Source organism: Afifella pfennigii DSM 17143 (assembly GCF_000688515.1).
Classification (GTDB): domain Bacteria; phylum Pseudomonadota; class Alphaproteobacteria; order Rhizobiales; family Afifellaceae; genus Afifella; species Afifella pfennigii.
Map to the genome: position 1 here is coordinate 20,703 of NZ_JHZK01000021.1, position 15,158 is coordinate 35,860.

General features: G+C 65.6%; 22 protein-coding genes. 13 read left to right on the forward strand and 9 right to left on the reverse strand.

The window, feature by feature from the left end:
- Positions 1–9: 9 nt before the first annotated feature.
- From Q331_RS0114015 to msrB, 4 genes are all read right to left on the reverse strand, one after another.
- Positions 10–1,392 carry a dipeptidase gene (locus Q331_RS0114015; RefSeq protein WP_026381201.1) on the reverse strand — a complete coding sequence of 461 codons (1,383 nt, stop codon included), beginning with the start codon at positions 1,390–1,392 and terminating at the stop codon, positions 10–12.
- Positions 1,393–1,639: 247 nt separating this feature from the next.
- Positions 1,640–1,918 carry a hypothetical protein gene (locus Q331_RS0114020; protein WP_026381202.1) on the reverse strand — a complete coding sequence of 93 codons (279 nt, stop codon included), beginning with the start codon at positions 1,916–1,918 and terminating at the stop codon, positions 1,640–1,642.
- 203 nt (positions 1,919–2,121) lie between these two features.
- Positions 2,122–2,397, reverse strand: a complete 276-nt coding sequence (locus tag Q331_RS0114025; RefSeq protein ID WP_026381203.1) for a hypothetical protein — start codon at positions 2,395–2,397, stop codon at positions 2,122–2,124.
- Between the two features lie 110 nt (positions 2,398–2,507).
- Positions 2,508–2,921 (reverse strand): peptide-methionine (R)-S-oxide reductase MsrB, encoded by a 414-nt coding sequence (gene msrB / locus Q331_RS0114030; protein WP_034492319.1) that lies wholly within the window; start codon positions 2,919–2,921, stop codon positions 2,508–2,510.
- A gap of 139 nt (positions 2,922–3,060) precedes the next feature.
- Between msrB and Q331_RS21725 the strand changes: the two genes are divergently transcribed.
- The 8 genes from Q331_RS21725 to Q331_RS0114065 all read left to right on the forward strand — a co-directional run bounded on the left by Q331_RS21725 (position 3,061) and on the right by Q331_RS0114065 (position 9,605).
- Positions 3,061–5,430: a putative monovalent cation/H+ antiporter subunit A gene (locus Q331_RS21725; protein WP_034492302.1), complete on the forward strand. Its 2,370-nt coding sequence runs from the start codon at positions 3,061–3,063 to the stop codon at positions 5,428–5,430.
- Positions 5,427–5,843 (forward strand): Na+/H+ antiporter subunit B, encoded by a 417-nt coding sequence (locus tag Q331_RS0114040; protein WP_026381205.1) that lies wholly within the window; start codon positions 5,427–5,429, stop codon positions 5,841–5,843. The genes Q331_RS21725 and Q331_RS0114040 overlap by 4 nt, the downstream gene beginning before the upstream one ends.
- Positions 5,843–6,220, forward strand: coding sequence for a Na+/H+ antiporter subunit C (locus tag Q331_RS0114045; protein WP_026381206.1), 378 nt, complete (start codon positions 5,843–5,845; stop codon positions 6,218–6,220). Before Q331_RS0114040 ends, Q331_RS0114045 begins: the two co-directional genes overlap by 1 nt.
- Before the next feature lie 3 nt (positions 6,221–6,223).
- Positions 6,224–7,804, forward strand: coding sequence for a Na+/H+ antiporter subunit D (locus tag Q331_RS0114050; protein WP_026381207.1), 1,581 nt, complete (start codon positions 6,224–6,226; stop codon positions 7,802–7,804).
- Positions 7,804–8,277 (forward strand): Na+/H+ antiporter subunit E, encoded by a 474-nt coding sequence (locus tag Q331_RS0114055; RefSeq protein WP_026381208.1) that lies wholly within the window; start codon positions 7,804–7,806, stop codon positions 8,275–8,277. Before Q331_RS0114050 ends, Q331_RS0114055 begins: the two co-directional genes overlap by 1 nt.
- Positions 8,274–8,597, forward strand: coding sequence for a cation:proton antiporter (locus Q331_RS0114060; RefSeq protein WP_026381209.1), 324 nt, complete (start codon positions 8,274–8,276; stop codon positions 8,595–8,597). The genes Q331_RS0114055 and Q331_RS0114060 overlap by 4 nt, the downstream gene beginning before the upstream one ends.
- Complete coding sequence (gene mnhG, locus Q331_RS21730) at positions 8,594–8,974, forward strand: monovalent cation/H(+) antiporter subunit G (RefSeq protein WP_034492304.1); 381 nt, start codon at positions 8,594–8,596, stop codon at positions 8,972–8,974. The genes Q331_RS0114060 and mnhG overlap by 4 nt, the downstream gene beginning before the upstream one ends.
- A 217-nt stretch (positions 8,975–9,191) precedes the next feature.
- Positions 9,192–9,605: a MucR family transcriptional regulator gene (locus Q331_RS0114065; RefSeq protein WP_026381210.1), complete on the forward strand. Its 414-nt coding sequence runs from the start codon at positions 9,192–9,194 to the stop codon at positions 9,603–9,605.
- Positions 9,606–9,640: 35 nt separating this feature from the next.
- Here the strand turns inward: Q331_RS0114065 and Q331_RS21735 are convergent, their stop codons facing one another.
- Positions 9,641–9,892: a DUF6477 family protein gene (locus Q331_RS21735; protein WP_034492307.1), complete on the reverse strand. Its 252-nt coding sequence runs from the start codon at positions 9,890–9,892 to the stop codon at positions 9,641–9,643.
- Between the two features lie 325 nt (positions 9,893–10,217).
- Between Q331_RS21735 and Q331_RS21740 the strand changes: the two genes are divergently transcribed.
- Together Q331_RS21740 and Q331_RS23480 are read left to right on the forward strand one after the other, a co-directional pair.
- Positions 10,218–10,559: a helix-turn-helix domain-containing protein gene (locus Q331_RS21740; RefSeq protein ID WP_245615659.1), complete on the forward strand. Its 342-nt coding sequence runs from the start codon at positions 10,218–10,220 to the stop codon at positions 10,557–10,559.
- Positions 10,559–11,368 (forward strand): DUF6456 domain-containing protein, encoded by an 810-nt coding sequence (locus Q331_RS23480; RefSeq protein WP_084175064.1) that lies wholly within the window; start codon positions 10,559–10,561, stop codon positions 11,366–11,368. The genes Q331_RS21740 and Q331_RS23480 overlap by 1 nt, the downstream gene beginning before the upstream one ends.
- A 33-nt stretch (positions 11,369–11,401) precedes the next feature.
- On the opposite strand, the gene Q331_RS0114085 is transcribed toward Q331_RS23480, so the two are convergent.
- A complete protein-coding gene (locus Q331_RS0114085; RefSeq protein ID WP_026381212.1) occupies positions 11,402–11,821 on the reverse strand; it encodes a SufE family protein in 420 nt (139 codons plus the stop codon).
- A gap of 87 nt (positions 11,822–11,908) precedes the next feature.
- Positions 11,909–12,343, reverse strand: coding sequence for a DUF5330 domain-containing protein (locus Q331_RS0114090; RefSeq protein ID WP_169738514.1), 435 nt, complete (start codon positions 12,341–12,343; stop codon positions 11,909–11,911).
- Between the two features lie 394 nt (positions 12,344–12,737).
- Between Q331_RS0114090 and Q331_RS0114095 the strand changes: the two genes are divergently transcribed.
- From Q331_RS0114095 to Q331_RS0114105, 3 genes are all read left to right on the forward strand, one after another.
- On the forward strand, positions 12,738–13,280 hold the full coding sequence (locus Q331_RS0114095; protein ID WP_084175065.1) for a peptidoglycan-binding domain-containing protein: 543 nt from the start codon (positions 12,738–12,740) through the stop codon (positions 13,278–13,280).
- Between the two features lie 12 nt (positions 13,281–13,292).
- Complete coding sequence (locus Q331_RS0114100; protein WP_026381215.1) at positions 13,293–13,643, forward strand: DUF1491 family protein; 351 nt, start codon at positions 13,293–13,295, stop codon at positions 13,641–13,643.
- A 111-nt stretch (positions 13,644–13,754) separates the two neighbouring features.
- Complete coding sequence (locus Q331_RS0114105) at positions 13,755–13,934, forward strand: hypothetical protein (protein ID WP_026381216.1); 180 nt, start codon at positions 13,755–13,757, stop codon at positions 13,932–13,934.
- Between the two features lie 30 nt (positions 13,935–13,964).
- Here Q331_RS0114105 and Q331_RS0114110 read toward each other — a convergent pair whose 3' ends face one another.
- Together Q331_RS0114110 and Q331_RS0114115 are read right to left on the reverse strand one after the other, a co-directional pair.
- The gene (locus tag Q331_RS0114110; protein ID WP_156953361.1) at positions 13,965–14,576 is read right to left on the reverse strand and encodes a DUF1254 domain-containing protein; all 612 of its coding nucleotides are present in this window, start codon (positions 14,574–14,576) and stop codon (positions 13,965–13,967) included.
- A complete protein-coding gene (locus tag Q331_RS0114115; protein ID WP_026381218.1) occupies positions 14,573–15,148 on the reverse strand; it encodes a DUF1214 domain-containing protein in 576 nt (191 codons plus the stop codon). Before Q331_RS0114115 ends, Q331_RS0114110 begins: the two co-directional genes overlap by 4 nt.
- Positions 15,149–15,158 lie beyond the last annotated feature (10 nt).

Sequence of the window (15,158 nt, forward strand, 5' to 3'; positions counted from 1 at the left end):
GCGCCCCGCCTATTCGCCGAGCGCCGTCAGGATGCGCGCCCAGGAACGGGCGCCGCCGTGAAAGCTCTTCAGGTTGTATTTCTCGTTCGGCGAATGGATGCGGTCGTCGTCGAGGGCGAAGCCGACGAGAACGGTGTCCATGCCGAGGATGCGCCGGAAGAGGGCGACGATGGGGATGGAGCCGCCCATGCCGATGAGCTTGGCCTCCTTGCCCCATTCATCCGAGAGCGCCTTGAGCGACTTCTTCACGAAGGCGCTGTCGCCGGGCTGGGTGATGGCCCTCTCGCCGCCATGGCTCTTGAAGGTGACCGTGCAATCGCCCGGAATGCGCGCCTTGACGAAGGCGTGGAAGGCCTCGCGGATCTTTTCGGGATCCTGCTCGCCGACGAGGCGGAAGGAGATTTTCGCCGAGGCCTTGGAAGGGATGACCGTCTTGCCGCCCTCGCCGGTATAGCCGCCGATGATGCCGTTGACCTCCGCCGTCGGGCGCGACCAGATCTGCTCCAGCGTGGAGTAGCCCTTCTCGCCCGCCGGGATCGACAGCCCCGCCTCGCCGAGGAAGGCCTTCTCGCTGAAGCCGAGGCTTTCCCAGGCCGCCTTCTCCTCGGCCGTCAGCTCCGGCACGCCCTCGTAGAAACCGGGGATCTGAATGCGCCCGTCCTCGTCCCTGAGATCGGCGAGCACCTTGGCCAGAACGTGGATCGGATTGCGCGCCGCGCTGCCGTAATGGCCCGAATGCAAATCGTGCGAGGGCCCTTCGATGAAGAGCTCCTCGTAGACAAGCCCGCGCAAGCGTGTGCTGATGGCCGGCGTCTCGGCGTCCCACATGGAGGTGTCGCAGACAAAGGCGACATCGGCCTTCAGCTCCTCCGCATTGGCGTTGAGGAAGGGCACCAGCGAGGGGCTGGCCGATTCCTCCTCGCCTTCCAGAAGCACGGTGATGTTGACCGGCAGGCCGCCTTCCTCCGCCATCAGGGCGCGCGCGGCCTCAAAGAAGGTCATGAACTGACCCTTGTCGTCGGAGGAGCCGCGACCGAGGATGCGCTTTTTTCCATCCTCGCCCGCCACCCTGGGCTCGAAGGGCGGATGCTCCCAAAGCTCCACCGGGTCGACCGGCTGCACGTCGTAATGGCCGTAGAAGAGGATATGCGGCTTGTCCGCCCCGGCCGCCTTGTAATGGCCGACCACCATCGGATGGCCGGTGGTGGGGCGCACGGAGGCCTCAAAGCCGATCTCGGCAAGCTGCGCGGCGCAGTATTCGGCCGCCTTCTGGCACTCCTGCGCATAGGCCGGATCGGCGGAGATGGAGGGGATGCGGATCAGCTGGAACAGGCGCTCCAGCGCCTCGCCGGAGACGGCTTCATCGATGCGGGCGAGCGTATGGTCGAGCATGTCGGGCCTTCCGATGGGGCGCGTGGCCGCGCCGGATGTCGAAGGCGTGTTAGCGGATGGAGGGGCTCTGAGGGAAGTGGGAGCGATCTGGATTTCGTGGCGGCGCCGACTTTTGCGGCCTGCGTCCCGGCTTCGCCCTGCAGCGAGCCGTCGCCGCGCTTGGCCGCTCGTGCCCGGATGTCTCGCGATGCCGCGCCACCGGCCCGCCCCCGATATCACCGGGGACGGGCTGGGAGCGTTGGCATGATCAGTAGCAGACCTTGCGCGGGCGCCAGACATAGCGGCCCTTATAGGGGTGCCACACGCGCACCTTGCGCACCTCGCAATAGCCATAGGTGGGATGGCCGTAAGTGGGGCCATGGCCGTGGGCGATGGCCGCGCCCACGCCGAGCGCCGTGGCGCCTGCGATGATGCCGAGCGCAAGACCCTTGCTGCCGCCGGCCTCAGCGGGCGTGGTGGTGGCGGAAACGGACGCGGCGGCGAGCGTGGCGACGGCGAGCCCGGTGATGGCGAACTTCTTCAGCATGGCTATCTCCTTGACGTTCGGGCGAAGCGATGACCGCCCTTGCTGGATAGGTGTTACAACACCCGCCAAAGGTTCACCGTGCTCCGCGTCACGTGCCGGAGGCGTGCGCTTTTCCCGCGCTCGGGGGCATGAGGCCCGCGCAACGAAAGAGCCCCCGGCGGCGGGCCGGGGGCTCTTTCGACGGGCTGATTCTGCGGATGGGATCAGTAGCAGAATTCGCGGCTGCGCCAGACATAGCGGCCCCGGCGCGGGCTCCAGACGCGAACATTGCGGATCTCGCAGTAACCGTAGACCGGATGGCCGTAATAGGGGCGATGCGAGTTGGCGATGGCCGCGCCCACGCCGAGCGCCGTGGCGCCGGCGATGATGCCGAGAGCGACGCCGCGCCCGCCGGCTTCGGCGGAGGTGGTGGAGGCGGTGACGGAGGCGGTCGCGATGGCGGCGACGGCGAGCCCGGTGACAGCGATCTTCTTCAGCATGACGTTCCCCTCTTTAGGTTCGGGCGAGAGGCTTTCTCGCTCTCGATGGTCAAGGGATAGACCATCGCCCCGAGGGAGGATGTGCGCTCCGTCACAGCCCGGCGCGGCGCCTACTTCTCCTTGAAGTCGAGGGCGGCGCCGTTCATGCAGTAGCGCTGGCCGGTCGGTTGGGGACCGTCGGGGAAGACATGGCCGAGATGGCCGCCGCATGTGGCGCAGCGGATCTCCGTGCGGCGCATGAAGAAGGAACGGTCCTCGTGCGCCTCCACCGCCTCTGCCGAGATCGGCTGAAAAAAGCTCGGCCAGCCGGTGCCCGAATCGAACTTCGTGTCGGAGGCGAAAAGCGGCACCCCGCAGCCGGCGCAGTGATACAGCCCGTCGCGTTTCTCAAGATGAAGCGGCGAGGTGAAGGCACGCTCCGTCCCGTGCTCGCGCAACACCTTGTACTGTTCCGGCGAAAGCGTCTCGCGCCACTCCGCTTCGGTCTTGTCGGTCTTGTCCATGTCGGCAGCTTTCTGATCCATAAAGCGCATAGCTAGCCTTGTGGGGCGCCCCGGCAAGTCCCAGCTAGGGGAGCGGTAAAGCTCACTGCTATGCCGCCGCTTGCCCCGAAATGCTTCGCCCGCTATCGGTCTGACTTTCCCGCTTTAGCCGACCCGACATATGCCCTCAGAGCAATTCGACTGGACCTTCGCCGCAATGGCCGCCCCGTTTCTGGCGGCTCTGATCGCTCCTTTCGCAAAGCGCGTGCTCGGCGCCAATGCGGGATGGCTGCTGGCACTCGCGCCGGCGGCGATGTTCCTGCATTTTCTCACCTTGCTCGTTCCGGTCGCAGACGGCCAGGTGCTGACGAACGGGCTTTCCTGGGCGCCGCAATTTGGCGTCGAGTTTTCCTATCGCCTTGACGGGCTCAGCCTTCTCTTTGCGCTTCTGATCAGCGGCATCGGCGCGCTGATCGTCGTCTATTCCGGCGCTTATCTCAAAGGTCACGAGCATCAGGGGCGCTTCTTTTCCTTCATCCTCCTGTTCATGGGGGCGATGCTCGGCCTGGTGCTGGCCGACGATCTCATCACCCTGTTCATCTATTGGGAACTGACCTCCATCACCTCCTTCCTGCTGATCGGCTTCGACCATGCGCGCGAGGCCTCGCGCCGGGCGGCCCTGCAGGCGCTGGTGGTGACGGCGGGGGGCGGATTGTGCCTGCTCGCCGGCTTTTTGATGATGATCGGGCTGCTCGGCGTCGGCTCCATGTCGGAGGCGATCGCCCTTGGCGAGAGCTTTGCGGCCGACCCGCTCTATCTGCCGATCCTCATTCTCATTCTTCTCGGCGCCTTCACCAAATCGGCCCAGTTTCCGTTCCATTCCTGGCTGGCCAACGCCATGGAGGCGCCCACCCCCGTCTCCGCCTATCTGCATTCCGCCACCATGGTGAAGGCGGGCGTCTATCTGTTGCTGCGCGTCCATCCCTTCATGGGCGGCACGGAGGCCTGGACGACGATCCTGCCGGTCTTCGGCGGCGTGACGCTCATGGCCGGCACGTTCCTTGCGCTGCGCCAGACCGATCTGAAGCTCATTCTCGCCTATACGACGATTGCCTCGCTCGGCCTTCTGGTCATGCTGGCCGGCACCAGCGTCGATACCGCCATTCTCGGCGCGCTCACCTATCTTCTCGCCCATTCGCTCTTCAAGGGCGGCCTGTTCATGGTTGCCGGCACCGTCGACCACGAAGCCGGCAGCCGCGATATCCGCCATCTCGGCGGGCTGGCCCGCGTCATGCCGGTCACCTTCCTGGCGGCGCTCGTCTGCGCCTGGTCGATGGGCGGGCTTTTCGTCACTCTCGGCTTCTTCGCCAAGGAGGCGATGTATGACGGCCTCCTGCAGGCCGGCGCTTCGGGCCAAATCCTTCTCGCCGTCGCCGTTCTCGGCAACGGGCTGATGTTCGCCGCCGCCTTCGCCGTCGCGCTCATTCCCTTTATCGGCGCTCGCCCGCAAGCGTTGGCGAAGGCCCATGAGGGGCCGGTCGGCTTGTGGCTCGGCCCCGTGCTTCTGGCGATCGCCGGCGTGACGGGCATTGTCTTCGCCAGCTGGACGCAGAACAGCCTCATCGCGCCGACGCTGATGGCCGTCGCCGGGGCCGAGCCGCCGATGAAGCTCTCCTACGGCATCTACTTCAACGAGGTTCTGGCGCTGTCCGCCGGCACCTGGCTTCTGGGTATTGCCGCCTTCCTGGCTCTGCGGCCGCTCCGCGGCGCCATAGCCGGACTCTTATCGGCCATCGGCTGGGGTCCGGATCGCGGCTTCGATCAGCTCGTGTCGGCTCTCACCAACCTTTCCGCGGCCATCACCCGTTTCATCCAGAACGGCGACCTGATGCGCTACATGACGGTGACCTTCGCCGCTTTCGCGCTGGCGCTGCTTTTGCCGCTCTTCCTCTTCGGCGAATGGCCGTCCTGGCCGGCCGCCTTTCACCTTGCCTATTACGAATGGGCGGTCGCCGGGCTTGCCGTCATCGGGCTCATCGCCGTCGTCGTGGCGCGCAACCGCCTCATCGCCATCGTCTCTCTCGGCATCCAGGGCTTTGCCGTCGCCCTCATCTTCATGCTCTTCGGCGCCCCGGACCTTTCCTTCACCCAGTTCATGGTGGAGACGCTATCCGTCGTCATCCTCGCCCTCGTCATGACGCGGCTGCGCCTGACGCCCTCCGATCAGCGTGGCACGCTCAAGCGCACCAAGGACGCGACGCTGGCGCTCGCCTGCGGGGTGGGGACGGCGGCGCTGCTTCTCGCCGTCACCGGCCTGCCGTTCGACGATCGTGTGTCGGAGTTCTTCGCCCAGTATTCTCTCACCATCGCCCATGGCCGCAACATCGTGAACGTCATCATCGTCGACTTCCGCGGCCTCGATACGTTGGGCGAGATCGGCGTCGTGCTCATTGCCGGCCTCGCCGTCCTCGCCCTTTTGCGCTTTCCCGCGCCCTGGCGGCGACGCGACGAGGATGACCCCTACGACAACACCCATAAGGAGCAGGCATGAGCACGGTCATTTTCCGCGCCATCGCGCCTTACCTGACGGCCTTGATGGTTCTGTTCTCCATCTTCGTGCTGTTGCGGGGCCACAATAATCCCGGTGGCGGCTTCATCGGCGGGCTGATTGCCGCCTCCGCCTTCGCCATTTACGGCATCGCCTATGGCGTGCCGCCGGTGCGCCGCGCCATGCGTTTCCACCCCATGCAGCTTGCCGCTTTCGGCCTCGTCCTGGCCGCCTTGGCGGGCGTGCCCTCGCTGCTCGTCTCCGTCCCGTATCTGACGGGGCTTTGGACCTATCCGACCCTCTTCGGTGTGGAGCTCGCCCTGTCGACGCCGCTGGTTTTCGACATCGGCGTCTATTGCGTCGTCGTCGGCACCATCTCCTCCATCGCTCTGTCGCTGGAGGAAAGGGAGCGCTGATGGAAGGCCCGCTCGCACTTCTCGTCGGCTGTTTCTTCGCCGCCAGCGTCTATCTGATGCTGTCCGATTCCCTGATCCGCATCCTGATCGGGGTCGTCGTCCTGTCCAACGCGGTCAATCTGCTCATCTTCGTCGCCGGACGCATCGTCAAGGAGGTGCCGCCGATCATCCCCCTCGGGGCGCAGATCCCGCCGATCGAGACGGCCAATCCCTTGCCCCAGGCGTTGATTTTGACGGCCATCGTCATCTCCTTCTCGTTCTTTGCCTTCCTGCTCGTCCTCGTCTTCCGCACCTATCAGGCGCTCGGTACCGACAAGACGGACGAGATGCATCTGGCCGAACCGCAGGGCGAGCCGATACCGCCGAGGGGCTACTGAGCGATGGCGGTTTCTGAAAAGACGGTCGACCTTTCACAGGCGATGGTGACGGCGCCGGTCGCGCCGGCCGACGCGCTCATCATCGCGCCCATCATTATCACCCTGTTCTTCGGTGGCCTGCTGCTGATGACGCGCAAGCGCGCCGCCTGGCAGGTGCCGATGGGCCTGTTTGCCCTGGTGCTTTTGCTCGCCGCCTGTGCGGGGCTTCTCGCCCGTGTCCTGACGGCGGGTCCCGTCTCCGTCACCATGGGAAGTTGGCTGCCGCCCTTCGGCATCAGCTTCACCGCCGACGCGCTCGGCGCCTCCTTCGCCTTCGTCTCCTCCCTGGTGGCGCTGGCGGTCGGGCTCTTCGCCAGCCGCGACATCGACGGGCTCGGCCAGCGCTACGGCTTCTTCGCCTTTCTGCTGTTGATGATGTGCGGCATCTGCGGAGCCTTTCTGACCGGCGATATCTTCAACCTCTATGTCTGGTTCGAGGTGATGCTGATCGCCTCCTTCGGGCTGATGGTGCTCGGCAACACCCGCACGCAGCTCGATGGCGCGGTGCGCTATGCGCTCCTCAATCTGCTTGGCGCCGCCTTCTTTCTGGCCGCTACGGGCTATCTCTACGGCAGCCTCGGCACGCTCAATATGGCCGACATTACCGAGCGGCTACGCCAGCCGACCGACGGGCTGCCGCTCAACACCATCGCCGCGCTTTTCATCCTCGGCTTCGGCATGAAGGCGGCCGCCTTTCCTCTCGCCTTCTGGCTGCCGGCTTCCTACCACACCCCTTCGCCGGCGGCCGCGGCCATCTTCGCCGGGCTTCTCACCAAGGTCGGCGCCTATGCGCTCCTGCGCACCATGGTGATGGTGATGCCGGCCGCGCATGCCGTCTACGCCGATTTCCTCACCTGGATCGCCATCGGCACCATGCTGCTGGGCTCGCTCGGCGCGCTCGCAGAATCGGATCTGCGGCGGCTTTTCGGCTATGTCGTCATCTCCGGCATCGGCATCATCTTCGCCGGCCTGGCGCTCGGCAGCGCGGGCGGGCTTTCTGGCGCCATCGTCTATGCCCTGCATTCCATGTTGGTGATGACCGGGCTCTACCTTGCGGCGGGCATCGCCGCGCGCCTTGGCGGCAGCCAGCAGCTGCGCGAACTCGGCGGCCTCTACGGCGCCAGCCCGCTCCTGGCGGGCCTTACGCTTCTGCTGATCCTTTCCGCTGCCGCGCTGCCGCCTTTCTCCGGCTTCTGGGCGAAGATTGTCGTGGTGGAGGCGGCCATGGTCGGCGGGCGCTGGTGGCTTGCCGGCATCGTCCTGGTCACGGGCCTGTTCACGGCGCTGGCCGCCGGCCGGGCCTTTGCCCATGCCTTCTGGCGCGGCGGGCCTGTCGGCACGCCGGACGGTGCGGAGAAGTCGGTGCCCGGCAAGCTTGCCGCCGCCGATCTTCCCTTGCTCCTCGGTCCCCTCGGTTTCCTGACGATGCTGACCTTGCTGATCGGCCTCTATCCTCAGCCGGTGCTGCGTCTGGCGGAGATCGGTGCCGCCGGGCTGCTCGATCCGATTCCCTATGTCAGGGCCGTTTTTGGAGCTGCGCCGTAATGTATCTCTTTCCGGTCAACATCCTTCTGGCGATCGCCTGGGCCGCCGTCACCGGCAGCTTCAGCCTGGTGAACCTGCTTTTCGGCTTCGTGCTGGGCGCATGCGTTCTTTGGATCATCCGCGAGCAGATCGGCACCCGCAGCTATCTCGGCCGCTCGCTACGTGTGGTCAGCCTCGGTTTCTTGTTCTTTTACGAGCTGGTGATGTCGGCGATACGGGTCGCTTGGCTCGTCGTGCAGCCCAAGATGCCGTTGCGGCCGGCCATCATCGCCTATCCGCTGCGTGTCAACCGCGATTTTGAGATCACGCTTTTGGCGAACTTGATCACCCTGACGCCGGGCACTCTTTCCATCGACGTCTCCCCGGACCGGCGCATTCTCTACATCCACGCCGTCGACGTGCCCGATCCCGATGAGTTGAAGCGCGAGATCGCCGAAGGCTTCGAGCGCAAGATCCTGGAGGCCTTTCGATGAGCGCGAGCCAGTTCCTCGATCTCTGTGTTGATACGGCCCTGGTCCTTCTGATCCTCGCCTTTGCGTTGATCACCCTGCGCATCGTGCTCGGCCCGTCGCTTGCCGACAGGGTTCTTGCTCTCGATATGTTGGTCACCGTCGGCATCGGTTTCATTGCCGTCATCGGCGTGAAGACGGCGTTTTATCTTTACATCGACATTGCCATCGCTCTCGGTCTTGTCGGATTTCTCACGACGATTGCCTTTGCCCGCTTTGTCATGAACCGTGGCGAAAGAAGTGAGGAAAAGATAACCGAAGCCGACCCGGAGGCGCGCCAATGACCGAGGTCATTCACGTCATCGTCGGGCTTATGCTTGTTGTAGGAAGCGTTTTTGCGCTCGTTGCGGCCGTCGGCCTCTTGCGTTTCCCGGATCTTTACACGCGCATGCATGCGGCGAGTAAGGCTGGAACCTTGGGTTCTGGTCTGTTGATTCTGGCGCTCGCCCTAGTGGCGCCTCAATTGGATGTTTTTACACGTGCTGTGGCAGGCGTTATCTTCTTTCTCTTGACCACGCCTGTCTCCGCGCATCTGTTGGCGCGCGCTGCCTATCTGGCCGGCGTAAAGCCTTGGGCGCGCACTCAGCCTGATGACTATTCCCATTCAGTTCGTGCTGCACAAAGTGATTCGTCCTCCAAAAATTCCGGCGTTAGCATTTAGCCTTGTGTTCGGGTTGCCGAGTCAACTTGAGGGGAAGGTGTAAAGCAGGGCGCGAAAAGCCTTCGCAAGCTACACCTTCTTGTTGAAAATTTGTCAACACGCGAACGTCAATAACAATATTTCATTTTTTTCTTGTTTCGTTGGCTTGTCAGCAGTAGCAAACACATGTCTAGCACTTGTCACGATACGCGTGCCAAGGAGGCTCCACGAGGAATCGATGACTGAAACTATCCAAAACGACAACCTGATCGAACTCACGGCGGACATCGTGTCGGCCTATGTGAGCAACAACACCATCGCTGCCGGCGATATCTCTGGTCTGATTGGAAATATCTATCAGGCTTTGCAGACGACGGCGGAAGGTGGTGCCGAGCCGGAGCCGGAGCCCCAGAAGCCGGCGGTGCCCGTGCGCAAGTCGATCACGCCTGACTTCATCATCTGTCTGGAGGACGGAAAGAAGTTTAAATCGCTCAAGCGTCATCTGCGCACGCATTACGATCTGTCGCCGGAAGAATATCGCGACAAATGGGGCTTGCCGGCGGATTATCCGATGGTGGCGCCGAACTATGCCAAGGCTCGTTCCGAGCTTGCCAAGCAGATGGGCCTCGGGCAGAAGCGCACCCGCCGCTAGGCTGGCAGACACGTTTTGCTTCTCTGGCGCCGGCTTCAGCGTCGGCGCTGTGCCTTCCGCATCGCTTCCAGTCGCCTGCCTTCGGCCGCCAGTGCCGTCCTCAGCGCAATATGCTTGTTGAGGTTGTAGCTGCGACAGCCGGCCCGCGCCCTTGTCCTTTCCTGGCGTAGGGCGCTCTTCAGGCGGGCGATGATCCGTTCTCCCACAATCTGCTCGGTTTCACCTGCCGATGCCGTCGGCAGGCGGATGAGACGCGGAAGATGAATGTCGCGCCGGTAGCTCAGCATGCCGGCGCGCTCCCTGCCGCATCCCGTCTCGTGGCCCGGCGAAACGCGCGGGCGCGTGCTGTCGGGGTGCGGCGCTGCCTGTTTTGCTTTCATAGGCGAAGCATCGCCGAGTTAGGCTGGGCGGGGATAAGGGCGGGCCCCTGCGGTTGGCGACGCCGGCTGAGTTAACCATTCAGAAAGGAAAACTTATCCCCGCTTGCGGCTCTTCCGATTATAGGAAATTATTCCTATAGCTTGGGGGGTGACGGAAATGCGATCTGTGGGGAGCCTGTGTGCGAGCGAGATGCCGGCTTCTGGGCATCGCCTGTCGCCGGCGAAGTGCACCATGACGGCTCCGCCATGCGGCGAGAAGGCCACGCCCTGCCGTTTGGCCGAGGCGATGATTGCCGTCACCTTCAGCGTTGCCGTCTCGGATTTGCGTCGCTCTTGCCGGGGCATTTCCCGCGTGGCGCGGGCGCGCCAGGCGGCCATGTATCTGGTGCATGTGACGCGTGGCCTGTCGCTGACGGAGCTTGGAGCCCAGTTCGGTCGCGACCGCACGACGGTGGCGCATGGCTGTGCCGTCACCGAGGAGCGGCGCGACGAGCCGCGCTTCGACCGGGCGATGGAATGTCTTGAATTCGCGCTGGCGCGCTGGATGGATGCGTTCGCAGAGGCGCCCCGGTGATGGCGGGGAAGCCGCGCAAGGCGCCATCGCTGGCACCGCTTCTGACCGCCCTCGCCGCGCATCCGCGCGCACGGCTCGTCGATGTCGACGGTCATGCCTACCGCCTCTGCCATGCCGGCCGGCTGCGCCTGGAGGTCCCGCATGCGCTCGCCCGCCGGCTCCTCGCCTCCGGTCTGCTCGACCAGGCTGCCGATGGCGGTCTTTGCGCCAACCGGCAAACGCATGCCTGGCTGAAGCGGCATGGCACGGAAGATCTCGGCTTCCTCGCGCAGCACAAAGTCCTGTCGCGGCCGCAAACGAAGACCGAGGCGCCCACGCCTATGCTCGATCTCGACGAAAGCCCGATCGGCGCGCTCGCCCGGCGAGCGGGGCCCGACGGCAATCCTTATCTCGGGCCCGCGCTGGTGGAGGCATCGGAGCGGCTTCGGCGCGATTTCGAGCGCGCCAGTCTGCAGCCGCGTGTCACCGCCAATTGGGAAGCGAGCCTGAAGGCGCGGCGTCATCCTGGCGAGCGGGGAGGACGCGAGGAGCTGAGCCAGGCGGCGCTCGATGCGCGCAAACGCTTTGAGCGCGCCATGAATGCCGTTGGCCCGGAGCTGGAAGGCGTCCTCGTCGATGTCTGCTGCTTCCTGAAGGGACTGGAGAGGGTGGAGCGGGAGCGCGGCTTTCCCGCCCGTTCCGGCAAGCTGGTCTTGAAGCTCGGCTTAATGGCGCTGGCTCGCCATTACGGTCTTGCCGAATGCGCCGAGGGGCCGCGGCGGGCGAGCATGCGCCATTGGGGCGCTGGCGATTATCGTCCGCGTCTCTAAGGCGCGGCCCTCGCGCCCGCGCGATTGGCGCCGTCAGGCGGCCAGACGCTGCTCGGCGTCGCGGCGGATGCGCGCGAGCATCGCCGACAGGCCGTTGGAGCGCTGCGCTGTCAGGTGCTCGCGCAGGCCCATTTCCTGGAAGATCTCCTCCGCGTCGATGGAGACGATCTCCGCCGGCGTATGGCCGGAATAGAGCTGCAGCAGGATGGCGATGAGGCCGCGCACGATATGCGCGTCGCTGTCGCCGCGGAAAACGAGGACCTTTTTGTCGTCGCGGCGGTCGTTCTCGCTGATCAGCCACACCTGGCTGGCGCAACCGCGCACCTTGTTGGCTTCGCTGCGCTCCTCCTCCGCCATCTCAGGAAGGGCGCGGCCGAGCTCGATCACGTATCGGTAGCGGTCCTCCCAATCGTCCAGGAGGGCGAAGTCGTCGATGATGTCCTGAATGCTCATACTTGTCTGCTCGCCTCGTGACCGGAAGATAATCGGTTCGGCGCGCGGCACAAGCATGCTGGCGGAAGCGGCCGCCGAAATCGGCGCTTACAGGAGCTGCGGGCGCGGTGCCGGCAGCTCGGTCGGCGACGGCGTCGAAACCGGAAGCGGCCTTCCGGCCGAGGCCTCTTGGGGGCCGATATCGCCGCTCTGCGCGGCCGCCTCCGGCCCGGGCGTGGTCCACGGCACGGCAAGGTCAGCCTCGCTCAAGGTGCCGGTGTCAATCTGCTCCGGATCCGTGCCCGCGAACGCGGCGGCGGCGAGGTCGCGGCCGGTGGCGAACTTCTTGCCCAGAAGCGTCAGCGTGTCACGGCTGGTCTCGCAGGCATGCGGATGGCGATCGCACACGCTGGTGACGTCATGGGCCAGCACGCGGAAGGCGGCAGCCGATTCCATCAGGCTGACGCGCGGCGGCGGACCGCCCTCCGAGGAAGGCGGCAAGATGAGCACGAGCGCCGTCAACCAGAAGATTGAGCGAAACACGAACATAAGCCTTGCCCTGTTGCGGGGATTCTCCGATCCCTCGTCGGGAGAAATGCATGTCGGCCGCCAAAATCGCGTTCATCCGATCGCTACAATTCGAACTAAATGCGTTGCATCATCCCCAAGCGGCCGATTTGGGGCGCAGGGGGCGGTTCCGCTTGGCCGCATGGTTAACATCGCCCTTCCGCCGGCGATCGGCGGCAGGCGCGCCGCCGCGGTTCAATTTTCCTTAAGCGAGTGCCTGCAAATTGAAGAAGAGAGCGCCGCGCTAGGCGGAATCTGCACAAAGGAAAGCCCGGTTTGAAAGCAAGGGCCGCAACACGATTGAGGGGCTTAGCTGCCCAGGCCAGGTTCCTGGCCTCGCAGCGCGCCCGGTCGTCGCGGGGAGGTTAGGATGCCGCGCCGCGAGCCTTCTCCATCTTTGGCGTCGCGCCTGGGGCGCGCGGCCGGCCGGCTCGCGCTGCGACACGCGCCGGCCGGTTTCGTCGCGATCGCCGGCCTTGCCGTGGTGCTGAACGCTCTGTTGATGCAGCCGGGCGAGCATCCCGCGCCGCTGATTGCCACGCGCGCGCAAAGCGACAGCGCCAAGGGCGACGCCCTGATGTCCGAGGCGCAGATGCCGGCCGACGTGCCGCGCCACCGTCCCGAACCGGTCGCCCCCGAACGTGTGGCCTCCGAACGTGTGGCCCCCGAACGTGTGGCCCCCGAACGTGTGGCGATGCGCCCGCCCGCCCCAGATCCGGTCGTCTTCGCCGTGCAACGGGCTTTGACGGAGGCCGCCTATGGCCCGATCGAGGTCGACGGCTTGAAGGGTCGGCAGACGACGGAGGCGCTGCGCCATTTCCAGCTCGACCAGGGGCTGGCGGTCAATGGCGAGATCGACCGGCCGACCTTGGAGCGGCTGGCGACGATCGGCGCCATGCCGACCGATCCGTAGGATCGCGGCCCCATGCGGCTGCGCACGGATATCTGGGTTTCCGCTCTCATCCGCCGGGCTTCGGCGGCCGGCGCCTATGTCACCGTCGCCCGCAAGGGCGCGCCGGAGGCGGGCGCCATCTTTCTCCTGGTGGACCGGCTGAGCGGCGAGCAGGACCTCTACGGCCCGGCGCCGCAAAGCGCCTTCCTGGACGCGGAGCGCGCCGGCGACCGCCTCTTTGCGCCGTTGCTCAAGGCAGAGAGACGCGAAAAGATAGAGGAGCGTCTTGTCAGCGAGATCCGTTTCGATCCCGACCTCTGGCTGGTGGAGATTGAGGATCGGGCGGGCCGGCCCTTCGTGGCGTTGGCGCGCGAGGAAAGTTGAGCCGCTCGCCATGTGCGCGCGCACACATTGTCCCCGTTGAGGAGTTGTTAACCACAATAAGGCGACATTGACCGCACCGGACCACGGACGGCCTTTTTGAGGAGAAATGGCATGGCCGAGATCCTGAACTTTCCAGCGCAAGCCAATACCGGCCGCAGCCGCGACGTGGCGGGCCCCTGTCAGATCCTGCTCTTCACCGGCGTCAGGGTGGAGTATAGGGAGGGTGCGGGGGACGTCGATCTTGGCCGGCGCGTGCCGCATGGGCGCCGCCCCGGCCGCCGCGTCAATTAGCTACAGAGACGGGATGACCTCAGAAAGGCGCTAGCCGGCTGGTTGGATCGGAGCCGGCGCGCATTCGGCCTGTTCCAGATGCTCGGCCGCGATCTGCCGCTCGCGCGGCGTCGGCGCGTAGAAGCGCACCAGCGCGATGAGGTCGGGCTGCGGGGCCTCCACCACGATCGTTTCTTCAAGCTCCGCAGCGGCGCTTTCCTTCAGGATGGTGTTCTGGATCGGATTGACCACCAGCATGTCGAGCTGTCCCTCGATGGCCGTGCGGTCGTTGACGCTGAACAGCACCGTGCCGCGCTTCAGATAAAGGGCGAGCGACCAGAAGCTGTTCGGGCCGGAAAAGGACAGGCTCGCCGGCGCCTCGGTGAGCGACAGGCGGCAGGCGCCGTGTACGAAGAGCGGGTCGAGCCCGGCGATGGCGGGGCCCTTGCCGTCCGGCGCCAGCAGCGTGAAGCCGTCCTGCCCGGTGGCGTTGGCGATCCGCCACCACCCGTCGCTGGTCGTCATGCGCGGCACCATGAAGACGACGACGATATGCACCGCCGCCGCCAGGAGCACGACACCCAGCGCCCAGGCGAGAAGGCTGCCGAGCGTGCCCCAGGAGAGGAATGGCCGGCTTGTCCGCAGCTCGTCGGCGATGCTCACGGGCATGCCTCCTTGTTGATGCTGGGCACGGAAAAGTCTGTCAGCACCGTCACGGTGCGCGCCGTGGTATCGTAGAGCCGGGCGGCGAGCCGGATGCTGGCGCTGCCTTCGGTGGAGAGCCAGTTGCCCGGCTGCGGGGAGGGGGCGAGCGCGACGGTGAAGCTGCCGTCGGCGTTACGCACGATCTGGTCGCTGCCGATCGCGCGGGCGCCGCGGCTCGGCGGCGGCAGGTTGGCGCCCTGGTCGCTTTCCACCGTCAGCGTCCACAGCCGCGCCGCCGGAAGCTGGCCGGTCACCGTGTAGCGGCATCGCCCGGAAAGGGCGCCTCCGGCATCGTCGGTGCGCGCCAAGAGCTTCAGCCCTTCGCTGGAGCCGAGCGCAAGCTCGCCGGTACGCGCCAGCATGGCGCGCGAATACGGATCCTCGTCTGGCGTGCCGGCGCGCGGCCATCCCTTCCAGGCGCCGGTCTGGATGGTGTCGACGGGCGCCAGGTCGCGCAGCGTCACATAGGTGCTGGCGATGCCGACGATGACGCCGAGGACGGCGCCGAAGAGGATGGCCAAGAGGCGCAAGGTCTTGCCG

What these genes read in the sequence shown, in the direction of transcription:
- Q331_RS0114050 (WP_026381207.1), top strand. Translation starts at nt 6,224, where the DNA reads ATGGCGGTTTCTGAAAAGACGGTCGACCTTTCACAGGCGATGGTGACG.
- Q331_RS0114060 (WP_026381209.1), top strand. Translation starts at nt 8,274, where the DNA reads ATGAGCGCGAGCCAGTTCCTCGATCTCTGTGTTGATACGGCCCTGGTC.
- Q331_RS0114025 (WP_026381203.1), bottom strand. Translation starts at nt 2,397, where the DNA reads ATGCTGAAGAAGATCGCTGTCACCGGGCTCGCCGTCGCCGCCATCGCG.
- msrB (WP_034492319.1), bottom strand. Translation starts at nt 2,921, where the DNA reads ATGGATCAGAAAGCTGCCGACATGGACAAGACCGACAAGACCGAAGCG.
- Q331_RS23480 (WP_084175064.1), top strand. Translation starts at nt 10,559, where the DNA reads ATGGCGGGGAAGCCGCGCAAGGCGCCATCGCTGGCACCGCTTCTGACC.
- Q331_RS0114105 (WP_026381216.1), top strand. Translation starts at nt 13,755, where the DNA reads ATGGCCGAGATCCTGAACTTTCCAGCGCAAGCCAATACCGGCCGCAGC.
- Q331_RS0114095 (WP_084175065.1), top strand. Translation starts at nt 12,738, where the DNA reads ATGCCGCGCCGCGAGCCTTCTCCATCTTTGGCGTCGCGCCTGGGGCGC.
- Q331_RS0114020 (WP_026381202.1), bottom strand. Translation starts at nt 1,918, where the DNA reads ATGCTGAAGAAGTTCGCCATCACCGGGCTCGCCGTCGCCACGCTCGCC.
- Q331_RS0114085 (WP_026381212.1), bottom strand. Translation starts at nt 11,821, where the DNA reads ATGAGCATTCAGGACATCATCGACGACTTCGCCCTCCTGGACGATTGG.
- Q331_RS21740 (WP_245615659.1), top strand. Translation starts at nt 10,218, where the DNA reads ATGACGGCTCCGCCATGCGGCGAGAAGGCCACGCCCTGCCGTTTGGCC.
- Q331_RS0114045 (WP_026381206.1), top strand. Translation starts at nt 5,843, where the DNA reads ATGGAAGGCCCGCTCGCACTTCTCGTCGGCTGTTTCTTCGCCGCCAGC.
- Q331_RS0114055 (WP_026381208.1), top strand. Translation starts at nt 7,804, where the DNA reads ATGTATCTCTTTCCGGTCAACATCCTTCTGGCGATCGCCTGGGCCGCC.
- Q331_RS0114015 (WP_026381201.1), bottom strand. Translation starts at nt 1,392, where the DNA reads ATGCTCGACCATACGCTCGCCCGCATCGATGAAGCCGTCTCCGGCGAG.
- Q331_RS0114100 (WP_026381215.1), top strand. Translation starts at nt 13,293, where the DNA reads ATGCGGCTGCGCACGGATATCTGGGTTTCCGCTCTCATCCGCCGGGCT.
- Q331_RS0114065 (WP_026381210.1), top strand. Translation starts at nt 9,192, where the DNA reads ATGACTGAAACTATCCAAAACGACAACCTGATCGAACTCACGGCGGAC.
- mnhG (WP_034492304.1), top strand. Translation starts at nt 8,594, where the DNA reads ATGACCGAGGTCATTCACGTCATCGTCGGGCTTATGCTTGTTGTAGGA.
- Q331_RS0114040 (WP_026381205.1), top strand. Translation starts at nt 5,427, where the DNA reads ATGAGCACGGTCATTTTCCGCGCCATCGCGCCTTACCTGACGGCCTTG.
- Q331_RS21725 (WP_034492302.1), top strand. Translation starts at nt 3,061, where the DNA reads ATGCCCTCAGAGCAATTCGACTGGACCTTCGCCGCAATGGCCGCCCCG.
- Q331_RS21735 (WP_034492307.1), bottom strand. Translation starts at nt 9,892, where the DNA reads ATGCTGAGCTACCGGCGCGACATTCATCTTCCGCGTCTCATCCGCCTG.